15 protein-coding genes and 4 pseudogenes are annotated in these 14,543 nt (G+C 71.5%); 12 read left to right on the top strand and 7 right to left on the bottom strand.

Going from position 1 to position 14,543, the window contains the following annotated elements; all coding sequences use genetic code 11:
- From AQJ91_RS43640 to AQJ91_RS43620, 5 genes and pseudogenes are all read left to right on the top strand, one after another.
- A partial coding sequence (locus tag AQJ91_RS43640; RefSeq protein WP_324618055.1) for an IclR family transcriptional regulator domain-containing protein occupies positions 1-209 on the top strand: 209 nt, incomplete at its 5' end.
- A 187-nt stretch (positions 210-396) separates the two neighbouring features.
- A complete protein-coding gene (locus tag AQJ91_RS43635) occupies positions 397-2,085 on the top strand; it encodes an IclR family transcriptional regulator domain-containing protein (protein WP_067034257.1) in 1,689 nt (562 codons plus the stop codon).
- Positions 2,086-2,292: 207 nt separating this feature from the next.
- On the top strand, positions 2,293-2,520 hold the full coding sequence (locus AQJ91_RS43630; protein WP_067034254.1) for a hypothetical protein: 228 nt from the start codon (positions 2,293-2,295) through the stop codon (positions 2,518-2,520).
- A gap of 87 nt (positions 2,521-2,607) precedes the next feature.
- Positions 2,608-3,402, top strand: a pseudogene (locus AQJ91_RS43625) (isocitrate/isopropylmalate dehydrogenase family protein).
- 281 nt (positions 3,403-3,683) lie between these two features.
- On the top strand, positions 3,684-4,565 hold the full coding sequence (locus tag AQJ91_RS43620; RefSeq protein WP_067034251.1) for an aldo/keto reductase: 882 nt from the start codon (positions 3,684-3,686) through the stop codon (positions 4,563-4,565).
- 44 nt (positions 4,566-4,609) lie between these two features.
- Here the strand turns inward: AQJ91_RS43620 and AQJ91_RS43615 are convergent, their stop codons facing one another.
- Complete coding sequence (locus AQJ91_RS43615) at positions 4,610-5,068, bottom strand: pyridoxamine 5'-phosphate oxidase family protein (protein WP_067034248.1); 459 nt, start codon at positions 5,066-5,068, stop codon at positions 4,610-4,612.
- Positions 5,069-5,217: 149 nt separating this feature from the next.
- On the opposite strand from AQJ91_RS43615, the gene AQJ91_RS43610 reads away from it, so the two are divergent.
- Both AQJ91_RS43610 and AQJ91_RS43605 read left to right on the top strand, forming a co-directional pair.
- Positions 5,218-5,613, top strand: a complete 396-nt coding sequence (locus AQJ91_RS43610; RefSeq protein WP_067034245.1) for a VOC family protein — start codon at positions 5,218-5,220, stop codon at positions 5,611-5,613.
- 23 nt (positions 5,614-5,636) lie between these two features.
- Positions 5,637-6,716, top strand: coding sequence for an adenosine deaminase (locus tag AQJ91_RS43605; RefSeq protein ID WP_067034242.1), 1,080 nt, complete (start codon positions 5,637-5,639; stop codon positions 6,714-6,716).
- Here AQJ91_RS43605 and AQJ91_RS43600 read toward each other — a convergent pair.
- Both AQJ91_RS43600 and AQJ91_RS43595 read right to left on the bottom strand, forming a co-directional pair.
- Positions 6,698-7,213, bottom strand: a complete 516-nt coding sequence (locus AQJ91_RS43600; RefSeq protein WP_067034239.1) for a mycothiol transferase — start codon at positions 7,211-7,213, stop codon at positions 6,698-6,700. The genes AQJ91_RS43605 and AQJ91_RS43600 overlap by 19 nt on opposite strands.
- 27 nt (positions 7,214-7,240) lie before the next feature.
- Positions 7,241-8,128, bottom strand: coding sequence for a LysR family transcriptional regulator (locus tag AQJ91_RS43595; RefSeq protein ID WP_067034236.1), 888 nt, complete (start codon positions 8,126-8,128; stop codon positions 7,241-7,243).
- 136 nt (positions 8,129-8,264) lie between these two features.
- On the opposite strand from AQJ91_RS43595, the gene mgrA reads away from it, so the two are divergent.
- Positions 8,265-9,260, top strand: a complete 996-nt coding sequence (gene mgrA / locus AQJ91_RS43590) for an L-glyceraldehyde 3-phosphate reductase (protein WP_067034234.1) — start codon at positions 8,265-8,267, stop codon at positions 9,258-9,260.
- 58 nt (positions 9,261-9,318) lie between these two features.
- Here mgrA and AQJ91_RS56920 read toward each other — a convergent pair.
- Positions 9,319-9,438, bottom strand: a pseudogene (locus AQJ91_RS56920) (DUF1905 domain-containing protein); the annotation flags it as partial.
- Between the two features lie 287 nt (positions 9,439-9,725).
- Between AQJ91_RS56920 and AQJ91_RS43580 the strand changes: the two are divergent.
- The 3 genes and pseudogenes from AQJ91_RS43580 to AQJ91_RS51270 all read left to right on the top strand — a co-directional run bounded on the left by AQJ91_RS43580 (position 9,726) and on the right by AQJ91_RS51270 (position 11,282).
- Complete coding sequence (locus AQJ91_RS43580; RefSeq protein WP_067034228.1) at positions 9,726-10,136, top strand: hypothetical protein; 411 nt, start codon at positions 9,726-9,728, stop codon at positions 10,134-10,136.
- A gap of 130 nt (positions 10,137-10,266) precedes the next feature.
- On the top strand, positions 10,267-10,821 hold the full coding sequence (locus AQJ91_RS43575) for an SH3 domain-containing protein (protein ID WP_067034225.1): 555 nt from the start codon (positions 10,267-10,269) through the stop codon (positions 10,819-10,821).
- Positions 10,811-11,282, top strand: a pseudogene (locus AQJ91_RS51270) (hypothetical protein). The gene AQJ91_RS43575 and the pseudogene AQJ91_RS51270 overlap by 11 nt, the downstream one beginning before the upstream one ends.
- On the opposite strand, the gene AQJ91_RS43565 reads toward AQJ91_RS51270, so the two are convergent.
- On the bottom strand, positions 11,279-12,541 hold the full coding sequence (locus AQJ91_RS43565) for a streptophobe family protein (protein WP_067034219.1): 1,263 nt from the start codon (positions 12,539-12,541) through the stop codon (positions 11,279-11,281). The pseudogene AQJ91_RS51270 and the gene AQJ91_RS43565 overlap by 4 nt on opposite strands.
- A gap of 756 nt (positions 12,542-13,297) precedes the next feature.
- Here AQJ91_RS43565 and AQJ91_RS53060 point away from each other — a divergent pair.
- A complete protein-coding gene (locus AQJ91_RS53060) occupies positions 13,298-13,753 on the top strand; it encodes an ATP-binding protein (RefSeq protein WP_107122700.1) in 456 nt (151 codons plus the stop codon).
- A gap of 369 nt (positions 13,754-14,122) precedes the next feature.
- Here the strand turns inward: AQJ91_RS53060 and AQJ91_RS57985 are convergent.
- Positions 14,123-14,272, bottom strand: a pseudogene (locus AQJ91_RS57985) (class I SAM-dependent methyltransferase); the annotation flags it as partial.
- A 5-nt stretch (positions 14,273-14,277) separates the two neighbouring features.
- A complete protein-coding gene (locus AQJ91_RS57980) occupies positions 14,278-14,463 on the bottom strand; it encodes a hypothetical protein (RefSeq protein ID WP_067034214.1) in 186 nt (61 codons plus the stop codon).
- Between the last annotated feature and the right edge of the window lie 80 nt (positions 14,464-14,543).

Below are 14,543 nucleotides of genomic sequence, written 5' to 3'. Positions count from 1 at the left end.
AAGGCTGGTGCCTGGTGGACCAGGAACTGGAACAGGGTCTGGTATCGATCGGCGTACCCATCCGGAACGAAGCACGACGGGTGGTGGCAGGCATCAACCTCTCCACCCACGTCAGCAGGCGAACGCCGGACTCGATACGCCACGATCTGCTGCCGCCGCTCCTGGACACCGCCGCCGACATCGAGGCCGAGCTGAAGGTCCCCGGCTAGCCGGTCCTGATGCCGTGCCCCCGCGACGGCAGCACGGAGCAGCACCGGCCTTGGCGACTGGCCGGAACACACCGCCCCGCGCGACGGGCGTTGCCGTGGGCTCGTCACGGCCACCCAGACCTGTCGGCTCTCTGTCCTCACCAGGCATCATTCACTACAGTGCTGAGACAGTCGCCGCGGAGAGTCCATGACATCGCCCCACGCCCTGACGCCTGCCGACCCCATGGCGGCTCCCGCGCCACCCGAGGAAGCCGTGGCCCCTCTCATCCGGGGTATCGCCGTGCTGCGCGAGCTCACCGACGCCGGAGGGAGGGCCGGCCTCAGCGACCTGGGACGGGCCACCGGTCTGGCCCGCGCCACCATCGACCGGGTCACCGGAACACTCGCTCACATGGGGTACATGCGGATGGACGGCAGCAACGCCGTCCTTGCCCCCCGCCTGATGGAGCTGGGGAACGCGTACCTGGCCGCGCTGCGTTTTCCCGCTCTGTTGAGTGCGCACGCCGATGCCCTCGCCGACCAACTCGACGAGTCGGTGTCCCTCGCGGTGGCGGACGGTGACGGCATCCGCTTCATCCATCAGGCGATCCGCCGCCGCGCCCTGTCGCTGAGCTTCCGCATCGGTGACCTGCTGCCCGCCGAACGCACCGCGCCGGGCCCGCTGCTGGCAACCGAGTGGAGCGCGGAGGAGTGGGCGCGGTGGCACAAGCGGCAAGCGGCCGACCCCGAGGACCTCGGCTTCCCGGCGGTCCCTCCTCGATCGCACCGTACCGCCACCACAGCCTTCGAAGAACGGGTGGAACGGGCGCGCGCCCAAGGCTGGGCGATGGACGACCAGTTGATCGAGCCGGGCCTCGTCGCCGCAGCCGTTCCGGTTCGCGCCCCCGACGGCCGGATCGCCTGTGTGGCCAGCGTCGTGAGCCATACCAGTCGGCACAACGCGGACTCGCTGCGCGACTCCCTGCTCCCCAGGCTCCGTACTGCCGTGACCGTCATGGAACGGAAGCTGGCCGACGCTCCGCCTCCCGAGCCGCCGAGCAAGAGCACTCCCGTCGGGCTCGCCACCTGGACGAGCGTGTCCAAACAGGAACTGGGCGGGGAGTTCATCGAATCCCTGGCCCGCGGCCTGACCGTGCTGACCGCGTTCGGTGAGGGCCGTGCGGAGCTGACCCTCACCGAGGTCGCCGAAGCCACCGGCCTGTCCCGCGCCACGGCTCGCCGTGCCCTGATAACCCTGGGACACCTCGGTCACGTCACGCTGCACGGGCGGGTCTTCCGGCTCACTCCACGCGTCCTCGCCCTCGGTTTCCCGCCCCTGTCCAAGACGACACTCGCCCGGATCGCGCAACCCCACCTCGCCGCCCTCACCCGCAAGGTGGAGGACTCGACGTCCCTGGCAGTGCTCGCCGGTGACGATGTCCAGTGCGCGGCCTCGGTCGCCGCGGGACGCATCATGGACGTCGGCATCGCCGTGGGCGCGCGCGTGCCCGCCCATGTGACCTCCACGGGCCGGGTGCTGTTGGCGGGACTGCCGGCCGAGGAGCGCACTGCCCGGCTGGCGCGCGTGCGGATGGGGGCACTGACCGCTCGCACCGTCACCCGACCCGCCGACCTCGAGCTGATTCTCGACCGAGTGTGCGAGGACGGTTATGCCCTGGTCGATGAGGAACTGGAAGAAGGGCTTCGCTCGATCGCCGTACCGGTGCATGGCCGCGACGGCAGCCTCATCGCGGCGATCAACGTCACCATGCACAGCGGTCGCCGCCCCGCCGCGGAATGCGTCACGACCATCTTGCCGGAACTGCGGGCCACAGCCGTTCGCATCGAAGGCGACCTGCACGTAACCGGGCGATTCGTGCGAGTTCCGGCTGTCTGAATCACCGGGAGGGGGCGCCCTCGGGATCGACTCCTGCAACCGGCAGGCTGGTGAACAGCCGACAGGTGTTCGGGCAGGGGGACTGCCTGTCAGCCTGGCTTCGAGGGCATGCTCACATCTTCCGTGTCATCTTCGGTGCCGCTTGGGTCGGCGGCGCCGAGGCCGGCGGTGGTCAGCAGGTGTGAGAAGAGGGCGAGGGCTTCCTCGGTGGAGCTGTCGGAGGGGTCGGCCGACGTCGTACGCGGCTACGAACGCGCCCTGCGCACCCGCCTGGAGGTCTTCCTGCCGTACGAGGACAGCATCGTCTCCCGCCTGATGGCGGTCTCACCCAGACTGTCCCGGCACGCCCTCCCGCTCATGGAACGCACAGGACGGCGCGGACACGCACGTTACCTCCAGCGCAAGAACGAGAGTGTGCCACGTCCGCAGGGCTGACGGTCAGATCACGCGCCCACACTCCACCGCCACGGCGGTGCGGTCGGCGTCAGTAGCCGGGGTCGCCCAGCTGACGCGCTCGGGACGGTGGGCCAGCCGACGGCGCCGGACTGGGCCAATGTCCGCCCCGTGCACTTCCTGCCCGGTGTGCAGAGCCCGCTGCGCAACGCCGACGACGCCGAACTGGACTGGGTCGTCGTCCGCGAGAACAGCGAGGGCGAGTACGCGGGCCTCGGCGGCCGCAACCTCTCCGGCCGCGGGCGGGGCGGCGTAGTCGCCGTCCAGTAGGCCCTGTTCACCGCGGTGGGCTGTGAGCGCATCATGCGCTTCGCCTTCGACCTTGCCCGTACCCGCGCCCGTCGCAAGGTCTCGTCGGCCACCAAGAGCAACGCCCAGCAGTACGGCATGGTCCTGTGGGACGACGTCTTCAAGCGCGTCGCCGCCGACTACCCGGACGTGGAGACCGAGAGCGTCCTCGTCGACGCGATGTCCGCGAAGTTCGTGCTGCGCCCGGAGGACCTGTCGGTCGTCGTCGCCTCCAACCTCAACGCCGACATCCTCTCCGACCTCGGCAGCGCGCCGGCCGGCAGCCTGGGCCTCGCGGCGAGCGCCAACCTCAACCCCGAGCGCCGCTTCCCGAGCATGTTCGAGCCCGTCCACGGCTCCGCCCCGGACAACGCCGGCCAGGGGTTGGCCAACCCGATCGGCGCGGTCGGCAGCGCGGCCCTGATGCTGGAGCACTTCGGCCTGCCTGACCAGGCGGCCCGCCTGCACAAGGCGATCGAGGCGACCACGGCCGCGGGCATCCTCACCCGCGACGTCGGAGGCGCGGTCACCACCGACGACGTCACCAAAGCCCTCCTCGACACCCTCAGCGTCTGAGGGTGGCCACCAACGTCCCGACCTGCTACTTGATGTCGCGCCGGCAGACCGGGACCGGCCACCCCGTGCCGGGTCCACGATCGTCGTGCGCGTACACCTGCACCGCCGCCCATCTCCTGCTCGCCGAAGGCCACGTACTCCGGAACGGACCTTCCTCTACTTGGGCTGCGTGATGCCTTCGGTGCGGCCGCCGTCCTCAGCGGGGTGAGGTTCGGCGGCCCGGACGAGCCGGCGGCGCACTGCACTGCTGGCACCGGACGCCCGTGTGCGACACTCCGCCGATGACCTCCGGAACGATCACCGCGGACGCCTCGGGTACCTGGAATCTCGGCGACCTGTCCGTCAACCGCGTCGGCCTCGGCGCGATGCGGCTGACGGGCAGCGCCGCTTTCCACCAGGGCACGCCGAGCGACCGGCTGCGCTCGATCGCCGTGCTGCGCAAGGCAATTGACCTTGGCGTCAACCACATCGACACGGCCGCCTTCTACTTCTCCGCCCTCCGCTCCGCCAACGAACTCATCAACACCGCGCTGGCCCCGTACCCCGACGACCTGCTCATCGCCACGAAGGTCGGCCCCTACCGCGACTACCACGGCGCATGGGGCACCTCCGCCCGCCCCGACCAACTCCGCGGCCACGTCGAGGAGAACCTCCGCCAACTCGGCCGCGACCACCTGGACCTCGTATACCTGCGCCGCATGCGGCAGGACTCCATCGCCGAGCACTTCGGCGTCCTCGCCGAACTGCGCGAGGCCGGCCTGATCCGGCACCTCGGCATCTCCGACGTGACACCCCGGCACCTCGCCGAGGCACAGGCCATCGCGCCCGTGATCAGCGTGCAGAACCGCTACGCCCTCGACCGCCACGACGCCGACACCGACGAACTCCTGCGTCTCTGCGGCGAACAGGGCATCGCCTTCGTCCCGTTCTACGCCGTGGCCGGCGAGGCCGGAGCGGAGGGCGCGACCACCGCTCACGACGAGGAGGTCCTCGCCCTCGCACGGGAACACGACGCGAGCCCCGCCCAGATCCGCATCGCCTGGACACTGGGACAGGGCCCGCACGTGCTCGCCATCCCCGGCACGGGCAACCCCGACCACCTCGTCGAGAACGTGGCCGCGGGTGCGATCCGGCTCAACGTCCGTCATCTGGACAGTAGCTGAGAGTCAGTCAGCCCGCGAACCCCGTCACCGGACAGCGGATCCGATCAGGCCAGCCACTCGCCGTCCCGCATGACGTGCCGCTTGGGCAGCTCGCGCTGCTCGTGCCAGGCCTGCACCGCGTGGGGCCGGACCCGGAAGAAGGCGTACGACGCGCTGTCCTGTCGCGGGTCCCAGCCCGTCTTCGCGAGAAACGCCTCGGCCGCCGCTTCCGGAACCTCCTGGAGGGCGTACGTCTCCACGTCGCCGTCGATGAGTACGACGTCCCGGGTGTCCGCGAACGCCAGCCGGGTCCGGCCGCCGTCCCGCAGGTTGCGGCCGGTCGGATTCGTCAGCCGGGTCACCAGCCACACCGACTCGTCGTGCCACACGAACCACAGCGGGACCATGCAGGGCAGTCCGTCGGCGTCCGCCGAGGCCACCCAGATGTCGATCTCCTTCTCCAGCCGCGCCAGGACATCGGCCTTGCGTTCCACGGGGCCGCGAGGCGGCTTGGTGATCTCCATGGCCGGGACGGTAGCGGCCTCGTCGGCGGCCGCGCGTCGGGCTCGGGGCCCGTCCCGGCTCGGGCCTGCGACCTAGGTCCGGCAGCGACTGGCGTCCAGCAGGTTTTACGTATAACCTCTCCCGCTGATCCCACCCCGGAAAGGCCCCGATGCGACACATCGCCCTGGTCACCCTCGTCGTCGACGACTACGACGAGGCGATCCGCTTCTACACCGAGGCCGTCGGCTTCCGTCTCGCCGAGGACACTCCGCGCCCGGACGGCTCCCGCTGGGTCGTCGTACAGCCCGGCACCGGGCAGCAGGGCACCGGGCTGCTGCTGGCCCGGGCCAAGGGCGAGGCGCAGCGCGGCCGGGTCGGGGACCAGACCGGCGGGCGGGTCGGCTTCTTCCTGCACACCGACGACTTCGCCCGGGACCACGCCCGCATGCTCGCGGCGGGCGTGACCTTCCTGGAGGAGCCGCGCCACGAGCCGTACGGGTCCGTCGCCGTCTTCCAGGACCTGCACGGAAACCGCTGGGATCTGCTCCAGCCCGCCACCGACTGAGAACCTCGCCAAGGAACACGCACATGACCGCGCCCCGCATATCCACCGACACCCTCCGCCGCCTGCCCAAGGCCGTCCTGCACGACCACCTCGACGGCGGCCTGCGCCCCGCCACCGTGGTGGAGCTCGCGGACGCGGTCGGCCACACCCTGCCCACCACGGACCCGGACGAGCTCGCCGCCTGGTACTACGACGCCGCGAACTCCGGCGACCTGGTGCGCTACATCGCCACCTTCGAGCACACCCTCGCGGTGATGCAGACCCGCGAGGGCCTGTTGCGCACCGCCGAGGAGTACGTCCTCGACCTCGCCGCCGACGGCGTCGTCTACGGCGAGGTGCGCTACGCCCCCGAGCTGAACGTCCGGGGCGGTCTGACCCTGGCCGAGGTCGTCGAGACCGTCCAGGAGGGCCTGGCGGCGGGTATGGCGAAGGCGGCGGCCGCGGGCACCCCGGTGCGGGTCGGCACTCTGCTGTGCGGGATGCGGATGTTCGACCGCACGAAGGAGGCCGCCGACCTGGCCGTCGCCTTCCGGGACGCCGGTGTCGTCGGCTTCGACATCGCGGGCGCCGAGGACGGCTTCCCGCCCGCCGACCACCTCGCCGCCTTCGAGCATCTGCGCCGCGAGAGCGTTCCGTTCACCATCCACGCCGGCGAGGCGCACGGCCTGCCCAGCATCCACCAGGCCCTCCAGGTGTGCGGCGCCCAGCGCATCGGCCACGGCGTGCGCATCACGGACGACATCCCCGACCTCGCGGACGGCAAGCTCGGCCGGCTCGCGGGCTGGGTCCGGGACCGCCGGATCGCCCTGGAGATGTGCCCGACCTCCAACCTCCAGACGGGCGCCGCGACCTCGATCGCCGAGCACCCGATCACCGCGCTGAAGGACCTCGGCTTCCGCGTCACCCTCAACACCGACAACCGTCTGGTGTCCGGCACGACGATGACCCGCGAGATGTCCCTGCTGGTCGAGGAGGCCGGCTGGACCGTCGAGGACCTGCGCACGGTCACGGTGAACGCCCTGAAGAGCGCGTTCATCCCGTTCGACGAGCGCAACGCCCTCATCGAGGACGTCGTCCTGCCGGGTTACGCGGCCGCGCTCTGAAGCAGCCCGCGGACGTAGGCGGCCTGTCCGACGTGCTGGAGATCGTCGGACAGGACGCTGACCAGCCGTACGCCGAGGGTGACCGGCGGATCCCAGCGCTCGTCCACGACGCGCTCGAGGTCCGCCGCGGTCAGCGCGCGCAGGGCCAGGAGCGTCTGCGTGTGCACGGCGTCGTAGTAGCCGGTCAGCAGGTCGCCGTCCTCGACCCACACCTTGGCGACCTTCGCCGGGCTGTGCCCGTACCCGGTGTCACCGCGCGGCAGGTCCAGTCCGAACCGCTTCTCCCAGTCCTGTGACAGCCACACCTGGTCGAGCCCGAAGGCGTCGGCGATGTGGTCGTCCTGGACCCGGCTGAGATGCCAGACCAGCCAGGCGACGGAGTTGGCGGCATCGGACGGGCGGGCGTGCAGGCCGTCGGTTTCGAGGCCCTCGACGGCGGCGTGGACTTCTTCCTGGATGCGGCTGTACGCGTCGATGAGGATGTCCTTTGCATGCATGGCTCCACCATCGCGCAAAGCCGTCCGTCACGCGCCCCCAGTGTCCAGAAGGGCCATCAGCGCCCGGGCCGCGGGACTGGTGGCCTGCGGGTACGGCAGCAGGGCGACCGTCTCGTAGACCGTCTCGCCGGTGCCCTTCACGGGCAGGGCGGTCAGCGACCGGCGCTTGTCCCGGAAGTGCCGCGGTACGACGGCGATGCCGAGGTTCTCGTCCACCAGGTCCAGCAGACTGTGCACGTCGTTGACCTCCAGCGCGACCGCCCGCCGGACTCCGGCCGCGGCGAACACGGCGTCGGTGGTGCGGCGCGGCCCCCAGTCCGGGTGGAAGTCGACGAACACCTCGCCGCCCAGGTCCTCCGGCGTCACGGCCGCACCGACGGCCGCCAGCCGGTGGCTGGGATGGCACAGCACCGTCATCGGCTCGCTGGTCAGCGGTACGGTCCGCAGCTGGTCGGTGTCCTCCTCCGCCGTACGCACCGCGAACGCCAGGTCCAGCCGCCCGGCCGCGACCTCCTCCGCCAGCGCGCCCGACCCTGCCTGCCGCAGGCAGATCTCCACGTCCGGATGCTGCCGCCGGAACGCGGCCAGCAGCCCCGCCACGTGCACCCCGGCGATGCACTGCTCCGACCCGAGCGCGAGCATCCCGCGCAGCACGCCCTGCACCGCGGCCACCGCCTCATGGGCCGCCCGTACCTGGGCGAGGATCCGCTCCGCCTCGCACAGCAGGGCCCGCCCGGCCGGGGTGAGCGTCACCCGGCGGGTCGTCCGCACGAACAGCGGGGTCTGCAACTCGCGCTCCAGCGCCCGGATCGACGCCGACAGCCCCGACTGGGACACCATGAGGCGTTCGGCGGCCCGGGTGAAATGCTGGTCCTCGGCGACCGCCACGAAGTGCTGGAGATGGCGCAGTTCCATGATTGAGAAGCGTATCCGCTGAATTCCATCTGATTTACCTGTTGGACCACTGCCCGCAGCTCGCGAGAGATTGGATACCGGTTCAGGCGTCATCATCTGAACCGTCCCTTCGTGTGCCAACCCCTCTGGAGTCGCGTTGTACACCGCACACCCTGACCGCTACGCGGACATGCCCTACCGGCGCGTGGGCCGCAGCGGCCTCAGGCTCCCCGCGCTGTCCCTCGGTCTGTGGCACAACTTCGGCCCGGCGGACCGTTCGGTCGAGCACCAGCGGGCGATCCTGCGCCGGGCCTTCGACCTCGGCGTCACCCACTTCGACCTGGCCAACAACTACGGCCCGCCGCCCGGGGCCGCCGAGTCCGCGCTCGGCGAGACGCTGAAGGGGGACTTCGCGCCGTACCGCGACGAGCTGGTCATCTCCACCAAGGCCGGCTATCTGATGTGGCCCGGCCCGTACGGCGAGTGGGGCTCCCGCAAGTACCTGCTGTCGTCGCTGGACCAGAGCCTGAAGCGGATGGGCCTGGACTACGTCGACATCTTCTACTCGCACCGCCCGGACCCGGACACTCCCATGGAGGAGACGATGGGTGCCCTGCACTCTGCGGTCCAGCAGGGCAAGGCGCTGTACGTCGGCATCTCCAACTACTCGGCGGAGCAGACCCGCGAGGCCGCCCGCATCCTGGGTGAGCTGGGCACCCCGCTCCTGATCCACCAGCCGCGCTACTCGATGCTGGACCGTCGCCCCGAGGACGAGGGCCTCCTGGACGCCCTCGACGAGCTCCAGGTCGGCTCGATCGTCTTCTCCCCGCTGGAGCAGGGCCTGCTGACCGCCCGCTACCTCGGCGGCATCCCGGAGGGCTCGCGGGCCGCGAGCGACAGCCCGTTCCTGCACTCCGACGCGGTCACCGAGGAACTGGTCGGCAAGCTGCGCGCCCTCGACGAGATCGCCAAGTCCCGCGGTCAGTCCCTGGCCCAGCTGGCCCTGGCGTGGGTCCTGCGCGGCGGGCGGGTGACCTCCGCCCTCGTCGGCGCGAGCAGTGCGCAGCAGATCGAGGACAGCGTCGCGGCCACCCGGAACCTCGACTTCGACGCCGAGGAGCTGGCCCGCATCGAAGCGGTGATCAAGAAGTAGGACGCTCGCTCAGGTCCTGGAGGTGCGGACGCCCGCCAGGACCTGAGCCGTCTCTGGAGCCGAGCCGCTCGTCCAGACGCACGGTCACCGTGTCGCCTTCCTCCTTGCCGATCGCCCGGCGCACCTCGGCCTTCACCGGCAGCGTGTGCGTGCCGTAGCCCAGGGCCATGATGGAGCTATGGATGGCGTCAGATTTCGGCCAACAGCGGCGGTGAATATGCCAGGAGACTGGCCGGAAAGTCGTGGTGACAGTGGTTCAGGAGTGAACATACTCGACAGCTAAGGCCCTTCACGTCGAGCGAAGGCGCCGTCACGCACAGCGCACAGGGCGCGAGCCGCACTGGGCGCCGTACGCGCGAGCCGCACCGAAGCACTGCCCGCACCACCCGCACTTCTGCACCGCACCTGAGCCGCACGGAAAGCGAGGCCCGGCCGACAGACGAGCGCACCACGGGGGAGTGAGACGTGCACGACGAATTCCTGTGCCATGTCACCGCGTACGGCACCTGCGGCGGCCGGCGCATCGGAGTACCGCTGGGAACCTACCGGGCGCCCACGCTCGCCCTCGCCCTGTGGTGGCTGCGCGACCGTGCCTCCTGGATCGCCGAGCGATTAGACCCGCAGCCGGAGGCGGACCACTTCCCGCCGAGCGCCCTCGTGCCGGTCGCCGACACCGTGCCCGACGTGCCGGCCGTACTGCGCGCCTGGTGCGGTGACATGGCCCAACAGGAGCTGTGCGCCGACGAGTTGGCCGCCGGACGGCTCGTTCGGATCGCCACCGGCGACGAGACCACCGAGTACGAGCTGCTGGCCGAGTCCGTGGACGCCCTGCGCATGCAGCGGACCCTCCCCGGACTGGTCGTGCCCGTCGCCTGAGGCTCGCCCCCTCCCGCAGCCCAGGCGCAATATCGGCATGATGGTCGTGCTGTCGGCGGTCTTCGGGTTCGTCGTGTTCCCGGCTGCTGCGCCGCCATGAACCCGTCGTGATGCGGAAGTAGGCGCCCCGATGGCATTCTCGCCGCCCCCCGGCTTCCGGCCCACCCACGTCGTCCCCCAGCACGGCATGCCCGCCTGGGAGGCCCCCGACCCCGCCCGGCCCACTCTCCCCCTCGACCCGCTGCTGCCGGTGCAGCTCATGGAGCGGCGCGGCGACTGGGGGCAGGTCCTGTGCGCCAACGGCTGGTCCGCCTGGGTCGACGGCCGCTACCTGGTCGCCGTGCCCCAGGACCCGCCCGCCACCGACAGCCCCCTCACCCGCGCCGCCGACCCGCGCCCCCTGGTCGCCCGCGCCGAGGAGACGCCGGCCCGCTACCGCAGCGCGGTCGAGGACCTCGCGGCCGGCGCCCTCGACGGCGAGTCCTTCCACAGCCGTACAAAGGGGCTGCGGATCGGGATCGGCGTCGACGGGGAGTCCGTGTGGCTCTACGACGCCGCACACGAGCGCTGGGTCTACGCCGACGGCACCCGCTCGGCCACCTACGCCACGGACGACGGGCCCCGCGCCACCGCCGAGGACCCCGGACACGCCCCCACCCAGGTGGTGACGCCCGATGGCACGTGAGACGAGCCTCTTCTCCGGCCGGCCCTCCGAGCTGATCGGCCGACAGGTCGCGGGCTACCGCATCGAGCGCGAGATCGGCCGCGGCGGCATGGCCGTCGTCTACCAGGCCCGGGACCTGCGCCTGGAGCGCACGGTCGCCCTCACGCCCACCCTTCCGCCGCGACGACGACGTGGCCCTGCTGTGGGCCCACCAGTACGACGAACCGCCCCCGCTCACCGAGGCACGCCCCGACCTCCCCCCGCCCGCCGACGCCGTGCTCGCCCAGGCCCTGGCCAAGAGCCCCGACGACCGCTACGACTCCTGCCTGGACTTCGTCGCCGCCCTGCGCTCCGCCATGGCCGGCGGCCCGGCGACCGGTCACGCACCGACAGAGGTGGACCTGAGGGTCCTGGCACCCCCGAGGGAAGGGCCGAAGCAGCCGCCGCACTGGGCCGAGCCGGTGTTCCGGCCGCTTCCCTAGCCGGCCGCACCCCGCCTGCGTACCGGTTTGGCCAGCAGGCCGCCGAGGAAGCCGGTGACCAGCCCCCACAGCAGGGCCAGGCCGATCGCCGTCCACACCTCGGGATCCAGGAACAGCTCACCGCCCAGATCACCGCCGAGGTCGCCGATGCCGAGCACCGACAGGCCGTAGTGCGCGGAGATCCGGCCGACGAGGCAGATCATGAGCACCGTGAGCGCGAGCGCCACCGCCATGTGCACGGCGTGCTGCCACAGGCGCATCCGGGCCGGCGAGCGCTTCGCCATCACAAAGGCCGCTGCCAGCAGCAGCACCGCGTCCACGGCCACCAGCCACCACACCCTGCCGTCCTGCTCGCCGAGCGTGCTCAGATTGAGCTCGGCGACGTCCTTGCCGCGCAGCACCTCGTCCAGCACATGCGGCATCGGCAGCCCGAACGGCCCCTCCACCTGCCCGTTCCAGGTCACGCCGAGACCGAGCGTGAGCGCGAGCCACGCCAGGTTCGGCAGCCCGAGCAGGAGCACGGCCAGCGTCTCCACCGCATGACCGCGCGTCACCGCCACGACCAGCCCGATGACGACGCCCAGGCAGGCGTACGCCAGCAGCAGCACGACCATGGCGTACGCGGCCGGCCGCACCGACTCCTGGAACCGCAGCAGCCGGGGCGGCAGCGGCGCTGCGCGGGACACCAGCAGGGCCAGCACCAGCACACCCGCCAGCCACAGCAGCCCGAAGAACAGGGTCACCGGCACATCCGTCTCGAAGCCGACCTTCGGCGAGACACCGAACAGGTCGCCGAGCTCGTCGATCGTTTCGTCGCCGACGGAGAACGTGAAGGTCTGGCGGGCTGCGAAGGCCAGGGCCAGCAGTGCGAGCAGCCACAGTGCGGCGATCCGGCCGGCCCAGCCGGCCAGTTCCGCGGCCCCGGCGACCGCGCGGTGCCGCAGCGGACGCAGGAAGCCGGCGGCGATCACCAGGGCCCCGACCAGCGTGACGGACAGCGGGATCACGGTGAGCCCCGCGTCCGACTCGGCGAGACCGCCGGCGTTCCCCGAGAGCTCGATCGTGCCACCGACGGCCGTGACCACGGTCGCCGCGACCACCCGCGGGAAGGCACCGTCCGGCAGCTCCGCCGCGCCTGCCGCCCAAAGCCCCAGCGCGGCCGTCAGCCCCATGGCGACCAGCCCGGCCAGCACCACGGCGACGGCCTGCGGCCAGCCGTGACGGGCGACGGCCTGGTCGGAGGGGGTTCGCGAACTCACCCTGCCCACGCTAAGCAGGGCCCGGGCGACGCGCCCGCCGGGAGGTCCGTCCGCGTCGGCTTGCGAGCGACACGGACCCGGAGCACGCAGTAGTGAGGTAGTAGCAGATAGCGGTGACAACGGTAACTACATATCGAAATGCCGCTGGAATTCCGCGTCGGGAAGAAGGCCCCGTGAGCGTCGAACCTCCGCCCTCCGGTCGCCCCACAGGACCGCCCTCGGGGCCTCTGTCGGGACCCTCCCAGCCGCCCTCCGGCCCGCCCTCCCAGCCGCCCTCGGGCCCGCCCTCGCAACCGCCGGGCGGCAGCGGTGGAGGGGAGACCCCCGAGCCCGGACCGCACCGCCCCTGGTGGCGGTCCGTGCCCCGGATGGCGGTGCTCACCACCGTGGTGGTGGCCGCCGTGATCCTCGCCGTGGTCTTCAGCCGCGGCGACGGCGGCTCGGGCAAGGGCGGCGAGGTCTTCCTCCAGTCCGCGGGCAAGACGGGCCCCGACCCCTTCACCGCCCGTGACCTCGGAACCCCCGACGTCCGAGCCCCCGACGACGGAGCCGGAAACGCCCGAGACGTCCCCCGTGGAGTCCCCGCTCGCCTCCGACACGACGACCCCCACAACCCAGTCGGCGTCCACGTACAGTGCTCCGGAGTCACCGGCACTGTGAGTCACCGGGCCGCCGCGGGGACTGCGGCGCCCGGCACTGGGTACGAGGACTGGTGCAGCAGGCTTCCGGCCAGTCCGGCTTCCGAGAGAGAAACGCATGATCGAGCACGTGGACGGGGCAGTGATTCCGACTGGTTTCGACGTGCCCGTGGAACCGCTACGACGGGCGGCGCATTACAGCGGCGAACCGGGATGCATCGCAGAGGCGCGGTCCTTCGCCGCGCGCTTCCTCGGCCGGCTCAGGACCGAGTGGTGCGCCGAGATCGGCAACCGCGCCGAGGACGAGGTGCTCCTGGTCGTCAGCGAGCTGGTCACCAACGCCGACCGGCACAGCAACGGGCCGTACATCCTGGACCTCGAAGGCACGGACGACTCACTGACGGTCTCCGTCTACGACAGCAGCTCCGCCGTGCCCCGGCTCTTCCCGAAGGACCCGGAACGCGTCGGACGGCACGGCCTGGAGATAGTGCACGCGCTGGCCACCGAGATCGCCGTGGAGCGGGTGCCGGTGGGCAAGCGGGTGCGCGCCGTGCTGCGACTCAGCGAGGAGTGAGGGCGGCGGACCGGCAGTTGCCGTCAGCAGGCCGTGCCGGAGGTCTTCCCGGAGCGCACGGTGGCCCGAGTACGTCAGCAGGACGTCGATGTACTCGTCGGCGGTGTACGTGGTGTCCTGGCGGTAGCGGGTCACCGCCACGTCCCCGAAGCTCGGGGAATCCTCCAGCTCGCCGGTGTCGGAGGGGATCTCCTCCTCCGGCTGGAGACGCAGACCGGGCGGAGTGGCCGGGTCCCAGCGCTCGTAGCAGCGCTGCGCCTCGGCGAAGAAGCCGACGCTGCCGCCCGCCACATGCTCGGTCGAGACGAGCGCGAGTCGCCCGCCGGGACGCAGTGTGTCGGCCGCTTTGGGAACCCGCACAGCCGGGTCGACCCAGTGCCACGCGGTCGCGCACACCGCGAGGTAGAAGGGCTCGTCCGGCAGCGGCCAGCTCTCGAAGTCCGACACCTCGACGTCGACTTGAGGAAACTCCCGCAGACGCTGTCGGGCCGCCGTGGCCATGGCCGGCCCCAGCTCCACGGCGGTCACCTGGCAGCCGAACTCCGCCAGCGGAAGGGTGAGTTGGCCCTCCCGGGCCCCACCTCCAGGACGCGGCGCCCCGGACCGAGACCTGCCGTCCGTGCCAACTCGTCGACCAGAGCGGACGGATACCGGGGCCGCGCCCGGTCGTACAGCTTCGGGTCCTCGTCGAAGGTCTCCCGCACGGCCATGCCCGCACCCTCCGCCTCCGCGATTCCACCCAGGGCAGAATGCTGACCCCTTCCCCTCGCGTCCAACGCTTCTAGGCTGA

Source organism: Streptomyces dysideae (genome assembly GCF_001514305.1).
In the GTDB taxonomy this organism is placed as follows: Bacteria; Actinomycetota; Actinomycetes; order Streptomycetales; family Streptomycetaceae; genus Streptomyces; species Streptomyces dysideae.
This window is presented reverse-complemented; position numbering and strand designations above follow the sequence as displayed.